Genomic DNA, 20,266 nt, shown 5'->3' on the forward strand with positions numbered 1-20,266 from the left:
CTGGGGGTTGACAGACCGCCGATGTGATCTTCTCGCAGGTCAGAGGCGGTGAGTGTCCATATTTCCCCTTTACGGCCCGAAATATGTTTGCTATGTTCGGTTGACCGGCGGCGCCCCCCATGCGCCGTCCGTAACATCCCCGCCGGCCAGGGCCTGCCCCCCAGCACCACGAAGTGCGGCACGCGACGACGCGTGAGATGGGCCCCCCTTCCAAGGCCGCGACGGTTCATAACCGCGCCGCTCTGCGCATCCCCTGCGATCCCCCCACATGGATCCGCCTCGATGCCGGTTCGGCGAACGCGCCGCATCCGCCGCGCAGCGACGGAGCCAGGCCCCTCGTGTCTCTCACAGGGCATGTGGCACGCCAACAGCGTGCCCACCGGGTGACTTCCCGCCCGAGCCCTCGGGGCCATCGGCAGGCGCCGGGAAGTGAAAGTGCACCGGACGAATGGACGACAAGATCCCCTAGACCTGAATGAAGTGGCCGCCCACGCGGCCGCCATCCCCCTGTTCTTCGAGCCGTCCGCTCAGAGACGGCTCCCGCTGAATCCGCACATCGCGGAACCGGGGACCCACCGCACCACTGGGGTGAATCGGCGCATCCCCTCGCGCCGTAGGGCAGCTTCCACGCCCGAACCCGTCAGCTAACCCGGTAAGCGGCATGGAAGCAAAGGAGTGCTCAACGTGTCAGGTCGACACAAGAAGTCATGCCGTCTGCTGCGTAACACCAGACTCGGCGGCTCCCTCGCCGCCGTCACCGCGGTCGGCGCGACCGCGATCAGCCTGATCGCGGCGGCCCCGGCCGGATCCTCCCAGAACGTCGACGCGGTCTCGGCCCAAGCGATGGCCGCCGTTCCCCACGGCACCGCCGCCTCCCCCAAGGAACCGCACACGCTGGCCCTGTCCGACAAGAGCGCCGGCAACGTCGCCGCCAAGAAGCGCGAGTGGCTGCCCACCGCGAGCGACGCGCTGAAGCTCGCCACCTCCCAGGTCGGCGTCAGCGAGGACTCCTCGGGCGGCGGCACCAAGTTCCAGAAGTGGTTCGTCTCCTCCCCGTGGGCCGAGCGCGGCGTCGAGCGCGACGGCGGCCAGGTCTCCGACTACGCCAACGCGAACTGGTGCGACATGTTCGTGTCCTGGATCGGCGCCCAGCTGGGCGTCAAGGGGATGGGCGCGGACGCGTTCACCCGTACCCACGCCCAGTGGTTCAAGGACCAGGGCCGCTGGGGCGAGGACGCCACGCCCGGCGCCGTCGTGTTCTTCTCCTGGAGCGGGAGCAAGTCGATCGACGACATCGACCACGTCGGCATGGTCATCAAGGACAACCACGACGGCACCATCCAGACCATCGAGGGCAACACCGACAACGCCGTGAAGATCCGCACGCGCGACAAGTCCACGGTCGTCGGCTACGGCTACCCCGAGTACGGCTCCAACGACGCCTGAGCCCTCCCCTCGCCCCGGCCGCACGGCCGGCCGGGGCGGCCCGCCCTGCACACCGTCCCCGTCTCCCCTGTGCTGAGAGGCCAACCCCCCATGTTCAGAATCAGCAACAAGTATCTGGATCGATTCACCAGCAAGACGTTCGCGTCGGTCGCGGCCGGCGTCGTCGTGGCGGGCGCGGGCGCGTCCGCCGCACTGGTCCACTCCACGTCCTCCCAGGCCGCCCGTACGAGCGCCGTGCAGGTGTCGCAGGGCGACTCCGGCCTCGTGGGGCCCGGAACGGAGGGCCACACGGCCAAGCTGCCCCGGCAGCTTCCCAGTGAGAAGGCCGACAAGAAGGCCGCCCTGCCGACCGGCGTCTCCACCGGCACGTCGTTCTGGGACGCGCAGACCGCGTCCGGCAAGCCGATGTCGTACCACACGATCGCCAGCCCGTACTGGCCGCTCGGCACCAAGGTGAAGATCACCGTCGGCAAGAAGAGCGCCGTCGGCGTGGTCGAGGACTTCGGCCCGGCCGAGTGGGCGGTCGCCCAGCACAGCCCGCCGGCCATCATCGACCTGTCCGAGGAGATGATGCAGTACTTCACCGGCACCCGGTCCAACTCGATCCCGATCAAGTTCCAGGTGCTGGAGATGGGTAACGGCCCCGTCTACCGCCACTCGGGCACCGGCTACGACATGGCGACCGGAGTGTCCGAGAAATAGCCCTCTTCCGCCCCCTTCCCCCCTGGGGGCGTTCGGGGCCCCTCCACCCGAGGGGCCCCGAACCTTTTTCGGCGTTACGCGGTTGCGCCTAAGAAGTGAACTAGGGTTCAATTCTTGTATGCCGTACCGCCGTACGCCCCGCGTCGAAGCGCGCCTGAGCGCCTCGCGTGAACGCATCCTGTCCGCCGCAGTGGCGATCGTCGCCGAGCACGGCTACGCGGGATGCTCGGTGGCCGCCGTGGCCCGTCGGGCCGGCGTCGCGACCGGCAGCGTCTACCGCCACTTCCCGGCAAAGGCCGACCTGGTCGCGGAGGTGTTCCGCACGACGAGCCGGCGCGAGGTCGACGCCGTGGCGCGGGCGGTGGCCCTGGAGAGCACCGCCGCCGAGGCGATCGCCGCCGTGGTAGAGACCTTCGCGGGCCGCGCGCTGCGGGGCCCGCGGATGGCGTACGCGCTGCTCGCCGAGCCCGCCGACCCGGCCGTCGACGGTGAGCGGCTGGTGTTCCGGCGCGCGTTCGCCGACGCCATCGGGGTGCTCATCACCCGGGGCATCGCCACCGGCGAGCTGCCCGATCAGGACGTCCAGGTGAGCGCGGCGGCACTCGTCGGGGCGATCGGCGACGCCCTCATCGGCCCGCTGGCGGCGCGCGCCGCCGTGACGGACGCCTCCGTCACCGCGCCGGTCCCGGACGTCTCCAGCGGCACGGCTCACCTCATCACCTTCGTCCAGCGCAGCATCGGAGCGGTCTCATGACGACGCATGACGTGTTCAACCAGGTCCCTCCGCTGACCGGCTACGACGTGGCCGACGACCCGGCGCTGCTGGACGGGCTGTTCCGCGAGGGCGGCGGCTGGGCGACCGAGGAGATCCACGAGCTCGGCCGGCTGGCCGGCGGCGAGGAGGCGCAGGAGTGGGGCCGGCTCGCCAATGAGTACCGCCCGGTGCTGCGCACCCACGACCGGTACGGCCACCGCGTCGACGAGGTGGAGTTCCACCCCGCCTGGCACGAGCTGATGAAGGTCGCGGTCGGGCACGGACTGCACGCCCGCGCGTGGACCGAGCGCGCCGGCGCGCACGTGGCCCGCGCCGCCAAGTTCTACGTGTGGCGGGTCGACGCCGGGCACGGCTGCCCGATCTCGATGACGTACGCCGCCGTGCCCGCGCTGCGCCAGGAGCCCGACCTCGCCCGCGAGTACGAACCGCTGCTGACCTCCGGCACGTACGACTTCGGCCTGCGCCCGCCGCTGACCAAGGCCGGCATCCTCGCCGGGATGTCGATGACGGAGAAGCAGGGCGGCTCGGACGTACGCGCCAACACGACCCGCGCGGTTCCGCAGGCCGACGGGACGTACCTGCTGACCGGGCACAAGTGGTTCACCAGCGCGCCGATGTGCGACGTCTTCCTCGTGCTCGCCCAGGCCCCGGAGGGCCTCACCTGCTTCCTGCTCCCCCGCGTCCTGCCCGACGGCACGCTCAACCCGATGCGCCTGCAGCGGCTGAAGGACAAGCTCGGCAACCGCTCGAACGCCTCGGCGGAGGTGGAGTACGAACGCGCCGTCGCCTGGCGCGTCGGCGAGGCGGGCCGTGGCGTCCGCACCATCATCGAGATGGTCAACATGACGCGGCTCGACTGCGTCATCGGCGCCGCCGCCGGAATGCGCCAGGGCCTGGTGCAGGCGGCGCACCACGTCACCCACCGGCAGGCGTTCGGCGCCGCCCTGATCGACCAGCCCCTGATGCGCAACGTCGTGGCCGACCTGGCCGTGGAGTCCGAGGCCGCGACGGTGCTGATGCTGCGGCTCGCGGGCGCGACCGACCGTGGCGAGACGGCGTTCAAGCGCCTCGCTCTGGCGGCCGGCAAGTACTGGGTGACCAAGCGCTGGCCCGCGCACAGCGCCGAGGCCCTGGAGTGCCTGGGCGGCAACGGCTACGTCGAGGAGTCGGGCATGCCCCGGCTGTTCCGTGAGTCCCCGCTCAATTCCGTGTGGGAGGGGTCGGGCAACGTCGCCGCGCTCGACGTGCTGCGGGCCATGCTGAAGGAACCCGAGACCGTGGAGGCGTACTTCGCCGAGGTCGGCGCGGCGACAGGAGCCGACCGGCGCCTGGACGAGGCCGTCACGCGGATCAAGAACGAACTGACCGACACCGCCACGGCCGAACTACGCGCCCGCCGGATCGTCGAACGCCTCGCCCTCGTACTCCAAGGAGCCCTGCTCGTCCGGCACGGCCACCCCGCCGTCGCCGACGCCTTCTGCGCCTCCCGCCTCGACCGGGACTGGGGCACCGCCTTCGGCACCCTCCCCCCGGGCCTGGACCTCGACGCCATCATCGCCCGCGCCACCCCGAAGGCCGGATAGCTCGACCGTCCAGCGCGCGCGGACGGCTGTATTCGCACCCGTGCGATCGCGCGCCCGCCGAAGCGGTCGCGGACCTCGTCGACCGTACCGTCGAGCGCCGCCGACGCGAAGTGGTCGAGCGGCAGGGAGAGCTGGACCGCCCGGTCGTCGTACAGGTCGCCCACGGCCACGCCGAGCAGGGTCAGCCCGCGGTCGGCGACGAGGTCGCCGGCCGCGGGCGAGCGCGTGCAGGTGGCGGCCGGAGGCGGGGCCCGGCATGGCGACCAGGAGGCTCCCCGGCAGGGCGGCCACGTCGCCGACCGTCGTGGATCCAGACTCGCGATCGCCGGCGGTCGGTCGTCTCGGCCGCACGCGATTCGCTGAGCCCTAGGGTCGCCTCACCGATCGACGGCTCCGGCCTTGACCGGCTCTCGTGGCGCTGCGTCTTTGCCCGTACTCGACCTCGACAGACGCCATTCGTCGGAAAAGCACTTGATCACAAGCGCAGACGCAGAGTTACTCACGGTTCTCCGTCCTTCCAGTACCGATCAACCGAAACTGTCCTTTACAGTTAATCGGCACCCGGCCACGGTCAAGACAATTAACATATTTTCGAAGCATCTCCGGTGAAGGGCCCGCCACGCCCGGCGAAAGGAAACCCTCCTGGATCGCACCCGCACCCGCACCCGCACCCGCACCTGACAGGCTTCCGGCCACTTCGTCCCCAGAAATCGCATCGAGAGGGATCGCGGGTGACGGCCTCCGCGACCGAGACTCGCCCATAAAGGATCAGATTGGGATAGAACACTACAACACATGTTTGATGTATTTGCGACACCTGTCATGCCGCCCGAGCCAGCGCAAAACCATCTCCCGCGAATGAGGGACGGACGCGTTTCAGCACTCGGGTGGCGTTGGCCGGCGGCATCGCCCTGGCCCTGTGGCCCAATGGTGTGGGGTGCTGATGCCGCTCGTGAACCAGCTCGCCCACGCGATCGCCAAGCGGTCGACGGTCGCGCCGGCCGGCGCGCCGTCAGGGGCGGACCAGTGAGCCTTTCCATCGGCCCGCGGCCGGTACCCGCCGCTGTCCGCGTGGCGGTCCTGCATCACGCCGGAAGCTCGGCGGTGGCGTACCACCCGCTGGTCCGGCAGCTGCCGGACGACTGGGATGTCCTGCTGCTGGACCTGCCCGGCCCGAGTGCCCGGCACGGCGAGACGCCGAGCCGGGTGAGGTCGCGGGTCGTCGGCGGTGTCTTCGGGGTTCGGCCACGGCGTGGGTGCGATCGTCGCGACCGAGGTCGGCCGGTGCCTGGCCGCTTCGCAGCGGTATCTGGTCTGGGTCGGATCTCAGGCCGGGCGGCACCTGAGACTCCGGTCGACGCCGTGGTACCGGTCACGCTCGCACGGGGACGGCGACAGTACGGCGTGCCGCGACGGGGGCGGCGGACGCCAGCGCCGGGACCAGGCATTTCGATGAGCGGCTAGCGTGACAGGAGTTGCTTCTCCTACCTCACATAAGGGACTGTTGTCTTCAAGCAACATTTTCGAGCGCGAAGGTGGTGGGGGCTCGCGTGACCGCGGGCCCGGCGCGTGGACCTTTCCAGCGTTACCTCCGTGGACCGGCGGAGCCCCGAGCGGGTGACGGCCGCCCGGTGGAGCGACGCCCCCTACCCGGTGGTGATGGCCGCCGCCGACGGGCGGGTGGTCGAGCTCAACGAGGCCGCCGCCCGGCTGTTCCCGCGAGCGGAACCAGGGACGAGCCTCGCCGCGACGACGGCCGGCTGGCTGGCGGAGGCGCACCGCGCGGTCGACGGGCACCACCCCGAGCCCGTACGGGGCGAGGCGGGGGAACGCGGCTTCGAGGCGCACCCGACCCCCTCGCCGGACGGTCACGTCATCTGGTGGCTGGTCGACGACACCGACCGGCGGTCGGCCGAGACCGAACTCGCGACGGAACGGGAGCGCACGGCGCTCCTGGCGGAGGCGTCGAACGCCCTGCTGTCGACCTTGAACATCGGTCGGTGCATGGAGGTCGCGGTACGCCTGGCGGCCGAGCATCTGGCCGACGCCGCGGTGCTGATCGCGCCCGCCGTGGGCACCCGGCTGCCGGCGGCCTTCACGATCCGCGGCGCGGACGTGTCCCGCCGTACGGTGCAGGCCGACGCCGCCGAGGTGCCGGGGCTGAGCGAGGCGCTCCAGGGCTTTCCGCCGATCCCCTCCCGCTGGATCGACCCGGCCGAACTCCCCTCGTGGGCGGTGCCGGAGGGCTTCGATGGGCCGGTCGGCGCGGTGGCGGTGACGCCGCTGCCCGGGCACGGCATCCCGGCCGGCGCGCTCATCCTGCTGCGCCGCAGCGACCGGCCGTCGTTCAGCGAGAACGAGGAGGTCTTCGCCCGGCTCTTCGCCGCGCGGGCCGGCGCGGCGCTGTCGGCGGCCCGCATGTACGCCGAGCAGGCCGGGGTCACCACGATCCTCATGCGCGAGCTGCTGCCGCCCCGGCTGCACCACGTCCACGGCGTCGACTTCGCCGGCGGCTACCGCGCCTCGGTGCGCAGCGAGCTCGTCGGCGGTGACTTCTACGACGTCCACCCCGGCGGCGACGAGGCCGTCGAGTCCCTCGCCGTCCTCGGCGACGTGTGCGGCAAGGGACTGGAGGCGGCGGTCACCACCGGCAAGATCCGCACCACGCTGCAGGCGCTGCTGCCCATGGCCGGCGACCACATGCGCATGCTGTCCCTGCTCAACGGGGCGCTGCTGCACACCGAGTCCAGCCGGTTCGCCACCCTGGTGCTGGCCTCGGCGATCCGGGCCGGCGGCAGCGTACGGCTCCGGCTGACCAGCGCCGGACATCCGCCGCCGCTCATCGTGCGGTCCGGCGGCGGCGTCGAGGAGGCCGCGACCCGTGGTTGCCTGATCGGGGTGTTCTCCGACATCGACGCGACCACCGCCGAGGTGGAGCTGGCGCCGGGCGAGACGTGCGTGCTGTACACCGACGGCATCACCGAGGCCCGCGGCGGTCCGCTCGGCGACGTCATGTTCGGCGAGGAGCGGCTGGCGGAGGCCCTGGCCGGGTGCGCCGGGATGCCCGCCGAAGCCGTCGTGGAGCGGGTGCAGATGCTCGCGGCGCAGTGGGCCGGGAGCCGCGACCACGACGACATGGCCGTCGTGGCGATCACCGCGCCGCCCAACGGACGCCTACGACGCGAGGAAACCCGATGACCGCTTCGGCGACGGACCGCCTGAACCCCGAGGTCCTGGTCCCCCGGCTGTGGGACGCCGTGCGCGACGGCGACGAGTACGCCGCCGTCGAGGTGATCCTGCCGGCCGTGGACGCCGGCCTGGACGCCGAGTCGGCACTCCTGGACGTGATCGCGCCGGTACAGGCCAAGGTCGGCCTCGAATGGGCCGCGAACCGCATCAGCGTCGCCCAGGAGCACACCGCGACGGCCATCAACGACCGCGTCATCGCCGCCCTCGCCCACCACACGCCCCCGCCCCAGAAGCGGCGGCGCGGCCGGGTCACGGTGGCGTGCGTCGACGGGGAGTGGCATGCCCTGCCCGCCCGCCTGCTGGCCGAGACCCTGCGGCTGCGGGGCTGGGAGGTCGACTTCCTCGGCGCGCAGGTCCCCGTTCCGCACCTGATCGACCACCTGCACCGTACGGGCCCCGACGCGCTGGCCCTGTCCTCCTCCATCCCCACCCGCCTGCCCACCGCGCATGCCACGATCACCGCGTGCCAGGCCGCGGGCGTCCCGGTCATGGCCGGCGGGGCGGCGTTCGGCCCCCGCGGCCGCTACGCCGAACGGCTCTGCGCCGACGCCTGGGCCCCGAACGCCCGCGCCGCGGCCGACCGGCTCGACGAGCTCATCTCCCGGCCGTTCGCCCCGCCACCGGCACACCAGGCGGTGGAGGACCTGCCGCACCTGGCCGACCAGGAGTACACGCTGGTCACCCGCAGCGCGCACCGGCTCGTCGCGGCGGTCCTCGCCGAGCTGCAGGAACGCTTTCCGGCGATGGCCGACTACACCGACCAGCAGCGCCAGCACACCGCCGAGGACATCGCCCACATCACCGAGTTCCTCGGCGTCGCCCTCTACCTGGACGACTCGGACCTGTTCACCCGCTTCATCGCCTGGACCGGCGACATCCTCACCGCGCGCGGCGTCCCCGCCCACTCGGTCGGCCTCGCGCTGGACCTGCTGGCCGAACAGCTGAAGGACTTCCCTCGCGCCGTCGGCCTGCTCCAGGCGGGCCACGTCGCCCTGGAGGGCGCGACCACGGTCCGCTAGTCCTCGTCCGGGAACGGGATGGGCAGCGGTCGTCCGCGGCTGGGGCCCCGCCTTCGGCGCCCTCCCTCCGGGCCTTCTTCCGCACGGTACGGCGTCAGCGCGGGCGGTTGCTCAGGGAGGCGGCCTGGGGGACGCCGAGCCAGGTGTAGATCGTCAGGGCGTCCCGCAGATGGTGATAGGCGGCGTCGGGGGCCGTGGTGAGCGTGGCCTCGCCTATTCCCTCATGTGCCTGGGCCCTTTGATAGAGGTCGTCGATGACGAGGGCGAGGGCGAGGGCCCGGCGGTGGTAGGCCTCCGCGTGGGCCCTCTGGCCTGCCGCGTGGTGAGTGTGGCCGAGATCGTTGAGGACCTTGCACTCGGCACGTACGTCACCGATCTCGCGGTTGAGCCGCAGTGCTCGTTCATGGTGGGCCAGAGAGAGCTGGAATCGGCCGGTGCGCCGGTAGGTGATGCCGAGGCTGGTCAACGCCAGCGCTTCGCCCCATTTGTCCTCAGTCGTGCCGTAGAGGTCCAAGCCTTGCGTCCCACGGATGACCGCCTCGTCATGGCGCCCCGCGTCGCTGCACGCGATGCCCAGATTGGTGAGCGCGAGGGCCCGTCCCCACGTCGCGTCGACCTCGTCGTAGAGGTGAAGGGCCTGCTCGAAGCAGTCGAACGCCTCGGTGAGCGCGCCCATCGCACGGTAGGCGACGCCGAAGCCGACGAGGGTCGTGGCCTCGCCCCACCTGTCTCCGATCCGCCGGCAGAGGTCGAGGGAACGGGTGCCGTGGGCGAGTGCCTCCTCGTAGCGTCCGGCATGCCAGTAGGCCACGCCGAGGCTCCGCGTGGTCTCGGCCTGCGCCTGCGGGTCGTCGAGTGCGTCGGCCGCGGCCAGGGCGCGTCGGTGTGTGCTGATCCAGTCGTCGGTACGGCCGCGGATGTCGAAGAAGTGCTGGAGAACATGCGCGAGCTGCCAGGCGTGGGTGTGGCGGCCGTGCTCGGCCGCGTGGTCGATGACGGCGGTGAGGTTGGTGGCCTCGGTTTCGCACCACGCGATGGCGCGGGAGTGGTCGTCGAGCGGCGGCACGTGCGCGGGCGGGTGCGTGATGTCGAGCGGGAGCCGGCGCTGGCCTGGAGCGAACCGGCGGCGAGCGTGGGCGGCGGTGAACAGGAAGTAGTCGAGGATCCGCAGGAGGCTCTCGTGGTGGCTCGCCTCCGGCTCCTCGGCTCGGGCGATGGAGCGGGCGTGCTCGCGCAGCAGGTCGTGGAAGCGGTAACGGCCCGGGCGAGGCTGCTGAAGGAGGTGGAGATCGACGAGCTGCTCCAGCAGGCGTTCGGCCTCGTTCAGGTCCGTCGCCAGCAGCGCGGCGACCAGGTGGGCGTCACAGTCGGCGCCCGGGTGCATGCTCAGAAGGCGGAACAGCCGGCGCTGGTCCGGGACGAGGTGCTCGTACGACATCGTGAACGCCGCCGCCACACCGGTGGCGATCTCGGCCAACCGCTCCTCCCGGAGTCGTCCCGACAGGTGCCCCACCGTCCAGGCCGGACGGCTGCGCAGCCGCGCGGCCACCATGCCGATCGCCAGCGGCAGCCGGCCGCACAGGCCCAGGACCTCACGGGCGGCGGCCGGCTCGGCCCGCGCACGCGAGTCGCCGATGACGCGGGCGAACAAGGCCAGCGCCTCGTCCAGCGGCGGAACGTCCAGGGAAAGCGTCGCGGTGGTGTCCAGCTCGACCAGGCGACGGCGGCTGGTGACCAGAACGCGGCAGCCGGGCGCGCCGGGAAGCAACGGCCGGACCTGGGACGAGTCGGCGGCGTTGTCCAGAACCAGGAGCAGGCGGCGGCCCGCCGACCGGGCCCGCCAGAGGGCGGCCCGCTCATCCAGATCGTCGGGGATCTCGGCACCGGGCATACCGGTCGCTCGCAGCAGCTTGTCCAGGGCCGCTCCTGAGGTCAGCGGCTCATGTCCGGGCGTATGGCCGTGCAGATCGAGGAAGAGGCTCCCGTCCGGGTAGCGGACGCCGAGCCGGTGAGCGGCGTGTACCGCCAGCGCCGTCTTGCCCACCCCCGCCATCCCGTCGATCGCGAAGACGGGCGCGGACGTCACGTCGTCGGCGTCCTCGAGCAACCGGCACAGCTCTTCCGTACGGCCGGTGAAGTGGCTGACGTCCCTCGGCAGGTCGGACCGTCCGGTCGCCGGTGCCGGACGTGCGGGGGCTTCGGGGGCCGGCGGCGCGAATCGCGCGAGCGCGAACGCGTGAAGGGACGGCTCTCGTGCCGCCGGGACGAGGGCGCGTGGTCTGGGCGCGGGAGGAGTGAGGGTGGGATCGGCGGTGAGGATCCGGTGGTGCAGACGGGTGAGATCGAGACCGGGATCGGCACCCAGTTCGTCGACCAGGCGGTCGCGGATGCGCTGGTAGCAGGCCAGAGCGTCCGCCGGGCGGCCATCGCGGTAGAGGGCGAGCATGAGCTGGGCCGCGAGACGCTCGTTCAGTGGATGCTCCTGGGCGCGGGCCCACAGCGTGGCGAGAAGGCGGCCGTGCCGGCCACGGCGGAGCTCGATGTCGTGGTAGTCGAGCTCGGCCGCCAGTCGCTCAGCGCGGACCGCCTCGCGTACGGCGGCCAGCCACGGGTTGTCCAAACCCGCGAACGGTTCGCCCCGCCACAGGCGCAGAGCCTCCTCGAAGAGCTCCGCCGCCTGGTCGTCGCCGGCCGTCCGGGCCTGGAGGAGGAGACGCCGGAAGTGGTGGATGTCCACGGCCGACTCGTCCATCGTCAGGACGTAGCCGCCGGAACGGCGGACGATCGCGCAGGCCTCCGGCATCAGCGCCATGCGCAGGCGCGACAGGTGGCTGCGCAGCGACGCGGTGGCCTTGGCGGGAGGGGCGCCGTCCCACACGCGCCGCACCAGCTCCTCGACCGGCACGACCCGGTTGGCCTCGACGAGGAGCACCGCGAGAACGCAGCGGCGCCGGGCGGGACCCACGTCGATCTCCCGATCGCCGAGGATCACCTCGATCTCGCCCAGCACGCCGGCTCGCATCCGCATCGCACGCCCCGGGGGTAGCACTTATCCGCGGCCCTGTGCCGCGGCTCGACAGGGAGCACGTTAGCCCGTGGCGCCGACACGGTCGTGTGCGAGCAGGTCATGCCGGTGGATGGTCTCCGAGCCGTCCAGGGACGGCTCGGAGACCATCATTCAGCAGACCTGGACGTACCAGTTCGGGTCGACCTGGACACTCCAGAAGCCGGTGGTTCCCGTGGGCCCGATGTACTTGCACCCCGGGTCCGCCCGGCGGCCGAGGCTCGGGAGGAAGACCGCGAAGTTGTATCCCGTGCCGCACTGGTTGCGGACGGTGTAGATCTCCTGATGCCCACCGCCCTCTTGCATGCTGACGCGGACCCCGCAGAACCCGGGATCGGCGGAGGCGGGTGACGCCGTCACTCCGCCGGCGACCACTACGGAGGCGGTCAGGATGAGCAGGGAAACGAGTGGCGTCTTACGAATGGGCTTGCGCATGTGCCGAACTCCTTTCACGACAGATCAGCAGAGAGTGACGTACCAGTTGGCGTCGGCGATGACCGCCCAGTAGGTATAGGTCTCGCCGCCCTGGAGCCTCACACAGCCCGGGTAGGCCTGCCTGCTCGCGCTCGGCAGAATGACCGCGAAGTTGTACGCGGTCGCGCACTTGTTCCGGACGACATAGTTCTGCTGGAGTCCTCCGGCCGGATAGGAGTCCACGCGTACTCCGCAGGATCCGGGATCGGCGGATGCGGGCGCCGCGGTCAGCCCGACGGCCGTTCCCGACGCCGCCAGCATCAGCATCGCGCCTGCCAGCAGTTTCGACGATGTGCGCCTGAGGCGCCTGGAGCGGGGTTGATCATTCATGCCCCGATCGTCGCGTGAGCGCGTTGCGAACCCGTTGCCCGATCATTGCGCACCTGTTCAGGACGACAATGACACCGAGACCGTATATAAGCTTCGAAAATACCTTAACTGTCTTGACCGTAGCCGGGCGCCGATTCATCGTGAGCAGCGTTCACCTAAAGGTGGCCAGTCGGATCGATACCGGAAGGACGGAACAACTGTGAGTAGTTCCATGCCTGCCCTGACGATCAAACGAATCGCCGACGAATGGCGTCCGTCGAGGCCCAGTACGACTATCGATCAGTCCTCAAAAAGGCTGACCATGCCCGATCCCGGCCGAGACAACGTCTGACCGCCGGCCGCTGCGAGCTGGAAGGACGGAACAACTGTGAGTAGCTCCACCTCTGCCCTCGCGATCAAACACATTGCCGACGAATGGCGTCCATCGAAGCCCGGCCTCATCATGAATGCCGCCCCGAAGAAGCTGGCCCTGGCCAACGGCCGACGAGATGACCGTAAGGCTCAGTCCACTGAGCGCAACCGAGAATCCTGACCGCCGGCCGTTACGAGCCTGGTTTCACCGTAGAAGTGGCCAAGTCCGATCGATGTTGGAAGGACGGAACACCTGTGAGTAGCTCCGCGTCTGCCCTCAAGATCAAGCACATCGCCGACGCATGGCGTCCGTCGAAGCCCGGCGTGACGATGTACGCCGCCCCGGAAAAGCAGGTCAAGGCCGACGGCCGACGAGAGTCCACCGAACGCGGCCGGGACAACGTCTGACCGCCGGCCGTTACGAGTCCGGACACTTTGACGAATGGAAATGACTGCGGGTTCACCGAGGGTATGCCTGGTCTGCATGCCCTGGCATGACGTGTCGCGGCCGTCGCTGCAGCTTGGAGTCCTCGCCTCGGCATGCGTCGCGCACGGCGTCGACAGACCTCTGGCATACCACGGTGGCCTGCGGTTCGCGGAATTCCTCCTGCGGCAAAGCGATGGCGCGCTCGGTCCGTACGACTACACCGCCATCGCTGAGGAGGGTTTCCCTCACGCACTGGGCGACTGGGTGTTCGCCGGAGCGTTGAACGGGGACGGGTACGGAGCCGAGGGAATGCGCCAGTACGCCGCTCGTCGGGGACTTTCACTGACGAAGGCGAGCAAGATGCGTGAGCTGGCCGACGCGTTCTGTGATCTCGTCGTCGACGAGCTGATCGCACTGGATCCGCAGGTCGTCGGATTCAGCACGACGTTCATGCAGAACGTGCCCAGCCTCGCCGTCGCCCGGCGGCTCAAGCAGCGACGAGGCGATATCACCGTGCTCTTCGGCGGTGGAAACTGCGACGGAGAGATGGGCGTCGCGCTGCATCGTGAGTTCGACTTCGTCGACCTGGTGCTTCGCGGTGAGGCCGACGAGACGTTGCCCTTGCTGCTGCGTACGCTCGCCGCTGATGACGGCGCGGGTGATCTGGCCTCCGTCCCCGGACTCTGCTGGCGTGACGAGCACGGCACGCCACACGCGAACCGCCAGCCGGTGAGACTGGTGTCGCCGGTCCACATGGCCGCGCCGGACTTCGACGACTGGTTCGGCGCGTTCGACGCCTCTCCGGTGAGCGCGTACGTGGAGCCGGAGCTGGTCATGGAGTCGGCCCGCGGATGCTGGTGGGGAGAGCATCACCATTGCACGTTCTGCGGGCTCAACGGCACCACGATGGCGTTTCGCGCCAAGCGGCCGGAGACTTTCCTCGCCGAACTGGAACACCTGGTGACGCGTCACAAGGTCCTCGACGTCACGGTCGTGGACAACATCCTTGAGCCGCAGTATCTGCGGGACGTTCTGCCCCAGGTTTCCGGCCTGGGCTGGGACATGCGTCTGCACTATGAGGTCAAGGCCAATCTCACCAGCGAACAGATCGGTGTGCTTCGGGCGGCCGGCGTCTACAGCGTGCAGCCCGGCATCGAGTCCCTGGTGGACGACGTCCTGCACCGGATGGACAAAGGAGTGCCGGCGGCTCGCAACGTGCGTACGCTGCGGGACTGCCAGTCGGCCGGGCTGACGGTGGCCTGGAACTGGCTGTACGGCTTTCCCGGCGAACGTGTGGCGGACTACCTCTCACTCGTCGCGCAGCTGCCCGCTCTGGTTCACCTCCAGCCGCCCAACAGCGTGGCCCGAATCCAGCTCAATCGATTCAGCCCACATTTCGAGGATCCGTCGCTGGGCTTTTCGACTCGCGAGCCGGCGGAGCCGTACCGCTATGTCTACGACCTGCCCCCGGAGCGCATGCACGACCTCGTGTACCTGTTCGACACTCCGCCGAGTGGCCTCACCGAAGAACAGGTCGAACCGCTGAGGACCGCCGCGCAGGAATGGGCACGTGACCATGCGATCAGCTCGCTGAGCCGGTTCGAGGTCGACGGGGTGTTCGTGCTGGAGGATCGGCGGGCCGGATGGCAGCCCGCGGACCATACGTTGGAGGATCCGCGGGAACAGCGCGCCTGGCTGGAGCTGGAGTACGGCCGTACACCCACCGGCCTGCTGCGCCGCCTCGAGGAGGCCGGTGTGCCCTGGGATCCCGACGAGCTGTTCCGCTGGCTGCACGGTCTCCGTGAGCGTGGACTCGTCTTCGTGGAGGGCGACCGCTGGGTCGGGCTCACCACCACGAGCATCCGTGGCCCGTCCGACCAGGTCGACCTGTCCGTGCCACTGCCATGGCCCGTACCGGCACCTTGATCGCTTCATCGGGAGATTCAATGCACACGGCAGAGGTGACCGATTCGGGTGCGCGCCGGCCGGCGGCCGTGACGGTGCACATCGACGAACTCCTGGCCGACCCGAGTCATGCCGTACGAGTGGTGGCCGAGGCCGAGTCCGGATCGCGATCCCTGACGCTGCTCGACCCCATCCGGCTGGGCGCGGATCCGGACCTCGACGTCGTCGCTCTGCGGTTGCTCACCGAGGCGACGGCCGGCCAGGTGGATCTGCACTGGGATCTCGCCGGTGAACCGCCTTGGCCGCTGCGCACCGTGGTCCACCTGCACCCACCGGCGGGAGCGGCGAACGCGGCGGGCCGGCGGTTCGCCGCGCGGTGGGGAGAGCGGTTCCGCTTCGGGCTGTGCACGTACCGGCGAGGGCCGGGTTTCCTCGCCCTGCGCGATATCCGGCCGGACGGCGCACGGCTGCGCACCGTCGCGGATGGCCGGTGGGCCACCGCCTTCGAGACGCTCCTGTCCACGCCGACGTGCCCTACCGGCGACGCGGCGGCCGGTCGGCTGCTCGACGAACTGCTCACCACCGGCCTCGCGCTGCGGCTCGGCGCCGGGCGGCACGTGGTGTTGCCGTTCCGGCTGCGCCGCTGGCCGATCCCCTACTCGGCGGTGTAGCACCGACCGGCTCAGGACTCCTGACGTGTGGAGACGGGAGTCGATCTCTCGCGCTCGCCGCCCGCCGGCAGCCGGCGTACGGCAGGAACGGCGAGGGTGATCAGGGCGATGAGGAGCTGGGCGATGCCGGCCAGCCAGAGGATGGGGTAGGTGCCGAGTCCCGCGGCGAGTGGGCCTGCGGTGGCTTGGCCGATGGGCTGGCCGGCGAGGGAGCCGAACCAGTCGTAGGCGCTGACCCGGGACAGGGATTTGTCGGGGACATGGTGTTGCAGGGCGGTCTCGAGCAGCGTGTTGAAGACGGTGAGGCCGATGCCGCAGAGCATGGCGAGGCCGGCCACCGCGATGGCGGGCACGTGAGCGCCGAGGCCGAGGGTGGGCAGGGGGCAGAGCGCGAGGGCGAGTACGCCGGTCCGCAGCGGGTGAGCCGGGTGCATGTGGAGGGCGGCGATGCCGCCGATCACGGACCCGACGCCGATCGCGGTGACGATCGTCGCCCATGCGGCGGGGCCGCCGAGGGAGTGTTCACTGACCGCCGGGCCGAGGACCAGGAACGCCGAGAAGAGCATGTTGGTGAACGAGGCGACGGTGACGATGGTCCACACCCAGGTGCGGGAACTGAACTCGTTCCACCCCTCGCGCAGGTCCCGCAGGAAGGATTGCGCCGCCGGTGGGAGGTGCGCGGGGAGCCGTAGCCGGGTGAGCATGATCGCGCTGATGGCGAAGGTGGCCGCGTCGGCGGCGACCGCCCATCCGGGGCCTGCCGTCGCGACCAGGACACCGGCCGCGGCGGGTCCGGCGATGCTGCCGATCGAGATCGACAGCCCGCGCAGCGCGTTCGCCTGCTGGAGTCGGCCGCCGGTCACGATGGAGGGGATCAGCCCGGTGGAGGCGGGATTGAAGGTGCCGGTCGCCACGCCGTGCAGGGCTTGGAGGGCGGCGAGTTCCCAGATCCTGGCATGTCCGCTGATCAGCAGCGCCGCCATCGTCGCCTGGCCGAGGAAGCGGGCGACGTCGGCGGTCACCATGATGCGACGGCGTGGGAATCGGTCGGCGATGACCCCGCCGATGAGCATGACGGCGACCATCGGGATGCTGCGGGCGGCGAGGACGTAGCCGAGGCCGGCGGGTGACCTGGTGAGGTCCAGCACCGCGAACGCGAGAGCGACCATGACCATGCCGTCACCGAGCAGTGACGCGGACTGGCCGACGAAGAACCGCCGGAAGTTGCGTTCTGAGAGGACGGCCAGCCCATTCATGCGACCACGATCCATCCCTTCTCTGCCTATGTGATCTTGTGCGTAGCGATTGGCGGGGGCAATGCCCGTTATGGTGCCGGGAACACGCGGCGAGCACCACCCCGGATGACACCGAAAGGACCGTTGTCGTCAGGCTGCACGCACGCGTCTCGGCGCCTCGATCTTCCACCTAGGTGGCATGGACACCTCCGTTCACCGTGCGCTTTACTGGTTTTGATATGCCAATTGGATCAATCGGCGAAGGGATTTTCGAATGGATGAGTTCGACCTCGATCCCAAAGTCACCATGGCGACCGGAGCCGGCTGGAGTGCCTTCCTCGGCGGAGCGCAGGGGCCGGGCCAGATCCAAAGCCTCACGACCGATTGGACGGTCAACTGATTCTGACGGGCTGATGCACAGAGCCGCCGTCAAGTGACGCGGCCACCAGGATGGCCGGTGGCGAGTATCGGCCATCGGCTCCGATCGGCCTTTCCGACGAGTATTTCGGGGTGGCTCTTCGCCAACCTGAGGTCGGTGCTGCCGGGTACCGCGCCGAGGCGCACGCTCGCCTCAGCGCGGGCCCGGCCACGCCGACACGCGAGAGCTCGCTCGTGCCGCGCGCTTCGGCGTCGGCCTGTACGGGTCCGCTCTCCGCTGTCGATACCGCCGTTGCGCGTCACCCTCCGCCAGCGGTGTTCCCGCCGACGATTCCCTCCGGCCTGTCGAACCTGGAGCCGGTGAACCCGGAGTGGTCGGCCTCCGGCCCGCCGGTGTCGGACTGCCCGGACACGTCGGCGCCGTGCGTACCGAGCATCCGGTGGGCTCTGGCAAGGCGTGGTTGTCGGTGGCTTGGCGTTTAATCGAGGGGTGGACATAGGTGAGCGGATCGCTGAGCTGACCGTTGAGGTCAAGCGCCTGAACGACCTGTACTACGGCACCGGCGACAGCCCGCTGCCAGACGCCGATTACGACGCGTTGAAGGATGAGCTGGCGGCGCTGGTCGCTGAGCATCCGGAGCTGGAGCCGGCCGACAGCCCGCTCGGCAAGGTCAACGCGCCGGCGGAGCTGACCGGCCCGACGGTGCGGCACGCGCGTCCGATGCTCTCACTGGCGAAGGCGACCGGCGAGGAGCAGATCCGGACGTTCTGCGAGCGCTTCGGCGGCCAGGTCTTCCGCGTGTCGGAGAAGCTTGACGGGCTTTCGCTCAGCGTGGTCTACAGCGACGGGAACCTGGACTATGTCGCCACGCGCGGCACGGGCACGGTCGGTGAGCTGGTGACCGACAAGGTGCGCCATGTGATTCCCGGTCTGCCGGTCACGATCGAGGCGCCTGGGCGTGTGGAGGTCCGTGGCGAGGCGGTGATGTTGCGGTCGGTGTGGGCCGCTTACAACGAGGCGCACCCGGACCGTACGCTGACCAACCCCCGGTCGGGCGCGGCCGGGACGCTGGTGCTGAAGGATCCTGTGGCCGCCGCGAACGCCAAGCGGCTGCTGCGGTTCTTCGCGTTCGGCGCCGATCGTGACGGCGCCGCGTTGGAGGTCCCGGCGGGTTTCGAGCCGGTCGCCCAGTACGTGTGCGCGAGCGCCGAGGAGGTGATCGCGGCGATCGAGGAGATCGGCCGCCGCCGCGACGGGCTCGATTACGACATCGACGGCGCGGTCGTACGGTTGCATGAGCCGACGGCGTTCGATGCGGCGGGCTTCAACAGCGCCGAGCCGCGTGGGGCGATCGCGTTCAAGTATCCGCCGGAGGAGAAGCTGACCAAGCTGCTGTCGGTGGAGTGGCCGGTGGGCAAGATCGGCCGGGTTCCGCCGCGCGCGAGGGTCGCGCCGGTGTTCGTCGGTGGAGTGACGGTGGAGAACATCACCCTCCACAACCCGAGGTTGATCCGTGAGCGCGATCTACGGATCGGAGACATGGTCGCGGTCGTACGGCGCGGCGATGTGATCCCCTTCGCAGGCCGTTCGCTGCCGGAGGAGCGCGACGGGACCGAGGTCGAGATCGTCCCGCCGACGCACTGCCCGTCGTGCGGTTCCGAACTGGAGATCCGTGGCACCGGTGAGGAGCGCTGGTGTGTGAACCTGCAGTGCCCGGCGCAGGCGACACGCCGGCTGATGCACTGGGCCTCACGGCAGGCGGCCGACATGGAGGGAGTCGGCGACGTCTGGATTGAGAGGCTCGCCGAGGACGGTGTGCTCAAGCGCCGCAGTGACCTTTACGATCTGACGGCTGAGCAGTTGCTCGCCTACGAGCGGATGGGCGAGGTCAGCGCCAAGAACATGGTCGACTCGATCGCGTCCTCCAAGGGTATGGGGCTGCGGCGCGCCTTGATCGGGCTGGCGATCCCGATGGCCTCCGAGGGCACGGCCAAGCGCCTGTGCCTGGCCGGCTACGAGCGCATCGAGGACGTCGCGGCGGCGACGGTCGAGGATTTGGTGGGGATCCGCGACATCGGCCCGAAGGTCGCCGAGAGCGTCGTCGCCTTCTTCGCCCGCGCGGAGGTCCGGGAGGAGATCGCCAGACTGCGTGAGCGCGGCGTGAACCTCGATGTGCTGGACGAGGACCGGCCGGTCGACGCGGCGGCCGCGGGAGACTCACCGCTGAAGGGCAAGTCGGCCGTGATCACCGGGTCGTTCACCGACCCACGCTCGGGCGCGAAGATCAGCCGCCCGGACGTCACACGCCTGGTCGAGAAGGCGGGGGCGACGACCGCCTCGTCGGTTTCGGCCAACACCGACTACCTGCTCGCCGGCGACAACGTCGGAGCCGCCAAGACCACCAAGGCCGACAAGCTCGGCGTCACGATCGTCCGGCAGGACGAGCTCTGGCAGTGGCTGGCCGAGGCCGGTGTGCTCTAGATGTAGGGCTTCAGGAAGGTCCATGGCCGCCAGTCGGCGTTCGAGGTCGGTTTCCTCTCCGGCGCGTTGTGTGATCAGGCCGGCGACGGTGCGCCGGTCTGCGGCGGAGATGTCGTGCGGTACGGCATCGTGGGTGCCGCGTCGGCGATGCGGTCTTCAGGTTCTCGCGGATGCC

General features: G+C 70.1%; 16 protein-coding genes and 1 riboswitch. Of the genes, 11 read left to right on the top strand and 5 right to left on the bottom strand.

The annotated features are described in order from the left end of the window. Nucleotides 1-531: 531 nt before the first annotated feature. A riboswitch (cyclic di-AMP (ydaO/yuaA leader) is annotated at nt 532-674 on the top strand. Between the two features lie 10 nt (nt 675-684). The 6 genes from ACQEV1_RS37240 to ACQEV1_RS37265 all read left to right on the top strand — a co-directional run bounded on the left by ACQEV1_RS37240 (nt 685) and on the right by ACQEV1_RS37265 (nt 8,774). Next, nucleotides 685-1,446: a CHAP domain-containing protein gene (locus tag ACQEV1_RS37240; RefSeq protein ID WP_433400642.1), complete on the top strand. Its 762-nt coding sequence runs from the start codon at nt 685-687 to the stop codon at nt 1,444-1,446. Nucleotides 1,447-1,536: 90 nt separating this feature from the next. Further along, nucleotides 1,537-2,148: a hypothetical protein gene (locus ACQEV1_RS37245; RefSeq protein WP_285635834.1), complete on the top strand. Its 612-nt coding sequence runs from the start codon at nt 1,537-1,539 to the stop codon at nt 2,146-2,148. Nucleotides 2,149-2,266: 118 nt separating this feature from the next. Next, complete coding sequence (locus ACQEV1_RS37250) at nt 2,267-2,902, top strand: TetR/AcrR family transcriptional regulator (RefSeq protein ID WP_433400645.1); 636 nt, start codon at nt 2,267-2,269, stop codon at nt 2,900-2,902. After that, nucleotides 2,899-4,506: an acyl-CoA dehydrogenase family protein gene (locus ACQEV1_RS37255; protein WP_433400648.1), complete on the top strand. Its 1,608-nt coding sequence runs from the start codon at nt 2,899-2,901 to the stop codon at nt 4,504-4,506. The genes ACQEV1_RS37250 and ACQEV1_RS37255 overlap by 4 nt, the downstream gene beginning before the upstream one ends. A gap of 1,593 nt (nt 4,507-6,099) precedes the next feature. Continuing rightward, nucleotides 6,100-7,704, top strand: coding sequence for a PP2C family protein-serine/threonine phosphatase (locus ACQEV1_RS37260; protein WP_433400651.1), 1,605 nt, complete (start codon nt 6,100-6,102; stop codon nt 7,702-7,704). Next, nucleotides 7,701-8,774: a cobalamin B12-binding domain-containing protein gene (locus ACQEV1_RS37265; protein ID WP_433400654.1), complete on the top strand. Its 1,074-nt coding sequence runs from the start codon at nt 7,701-7,703 to the stop codon at nt 8,772-8,774. The genes ACQEV1_RS37260 and ACQEV1_RS37265 overlap by 4 nt, the downstream gene beginning before the upstream one ends. Before the next feature lie 94 nt (nt 8,775-8,868). Here ACQEV1_RS37265 and ACQEV1_RS37270 read toward each other — a convergent pair whose 3' ends face one another. From ACQEV1_RS37270 to ACQEV1_RS37280, 3 genes are all read right to left on the bottom strand, one after another. After that, the gene (locus tag ACQEV1_RS37270; RefSeq protein ID WP_433400657.1) at nt 8,869-11,802 is read right to left on the bottom strand and encodes a BTAD domain-containing putative transcriptional regulator; all 2,934 of its coding nucleotides are present in this window, start codon (nt 11,800-11,802) and stop codon (nt 8,869-8,871) included. A gap of 150 nt (nt 11,803-11,952) precedes the next feature. Beyond that, nucleotides 11,953-12,273 (bottom strand): hypothetical protein, encoded by a 321-nt coding sequence (locus ACQEV1_RS37275; RefSeq protein WP_285635816.1) that lies wholly within the window; start codon nt 12,271-12,273, stop codon nt 11,953-11,955. Nucleotides 12,274-12,297: 24 nt separating this feature from the next. Continuing rightward, nucleotides 12,298-12,642, bottom strand: coding sequence for a hypothetical protein (locus tag ACQEV1_RS37280; protein WP_433400661.1), 345 nt, complete (start codon nt 12,640-12,642; stop codon nt 12,298-12,300). A 606-nt stretch (nt 12,643-13,248) separates the two neighbouring features. Between ACQEV1_RS37280 and ACQEV1_RS37285 the strand changes: the two genes are divergently transcribed. From ACQEV1_RS37285 to ACQEV1_RS37295, 3 genes are read left to right on the top strand one after another with little or no spacing between them, the layout of a single operon-like run. Continuing rightward, the gene (locus ACQEV1_RS37285) at nt 13,249-13,401 is read left to right on the top strand and encodes a hypothetical protein (RefSeq protein ID WP_433400664.1); all 153 of its coding nucleotides are present in this window, start codon (nt 13,249-13,251) and stop codon (nt 13,399-13,401) included. Nucleotides 13,402-13,441: 40 nt separating this feature from the next. Continuing rightward, entirely contained in the window at nt 13,442-15,346 is a 1,905-nt protein-coding gene (locus ACQEV1_RS37290; protein ID WP_433406043.1) for a RiPP maturation radical SAM C-methyltransferase, read from the top strand. Nucleotides 15,347-15,366: 20 nt separating this feature from the next. Next, on the top strand, nt 15,367-15,996 hold the full coding sequence (locus tag ACQEV1_RS37295; RefSeq protein ID WP_433400667.1) for a DUF5825 family protein: 630 nt from the start codon (nt 15,367-15,369) through the stop codon (nt 15,994-15,996). Nucleotides 15,997-16,007: 11 nt separating this feature from the next. Here ACQEV1_RS37295 and ACQEV1_RS37300 read toward each other — a convergent pair whose 3' ends face one another. After that, nucleotides 16,008-17,252, bottom strand: a complete 1,245-nt coding sequence (locus ACQEV1_RS37300; protein ID WP_433400670.1) for an MFS transporter — start codon at nt 17,250-17,252, stop codon at nt 16,008-16,010. 253 nt (nt 17,253-17,505) lie between these two features. On the opposite strand from ACQEV1_RS37300, the gene ACQEV1_RS37305 reads away from it, so the two are divergent. Further along, nucleotides 17,506-17,631 carry a hypothetical protein gene (locus tag ACQEV1_RS37305; protein ID WP_433400673.1) on the top strand — a complete coding sequence of 42 codons (126 nt, stop codon included), beginning with the start codon at nt 17,506-17,508 and terminating at the stop codon, nt 17,629-17,631. Between the two features lie 277 nt (nt 17,632-17,908). Here ACQEV1_RS37305 and ACQEV1_RS37310 read toward each other — a convergent pair whose 3' ends face one another. Further along, nucleotides 17,909-18,046, bottom strand: coding sequence for a hypothetical protein (locus tag ACQEV1_RS37310; RefSeq protein ID WP_433400676.1), 138 nt, complete (start codon nt 18,044-18,046; stop codon nt 17,909-17,911). A gap of 53 nt (nt 18,047-18,099) precedes the next feature. On the opposite strand from ACQEV1_RS37310, the gene ligA reads away from it, so the two are divergent. Next, nucleotides 18,100-20,091 carry an NAD-dependent DNA ligase LigA gene (gene ligA, locus ACQEV1_RS37315; protein ID WP_433400679.1) on the top strand — a complete coding sequence of 664 codons (1,992 nt, stop codon included), beginning with the start codon at nt 18,100-18,102 and terminating at the stop codon, nt 20,089-20,091. Nucleotides 20,092-20,266: the final 175 nt, after the last annotated feature.

The organism is Actinoallomurus sp. CA-142502 (genome assembly GCF_050936355.1).
Taxonomy (GTDB): domain Bacteria; phylum Actinomycetota; class Actinomycetes; order Streptosporangiales; family Streptosporangiaceae; genus Actinoallomurus; species Actinoallomurus iriomotensis.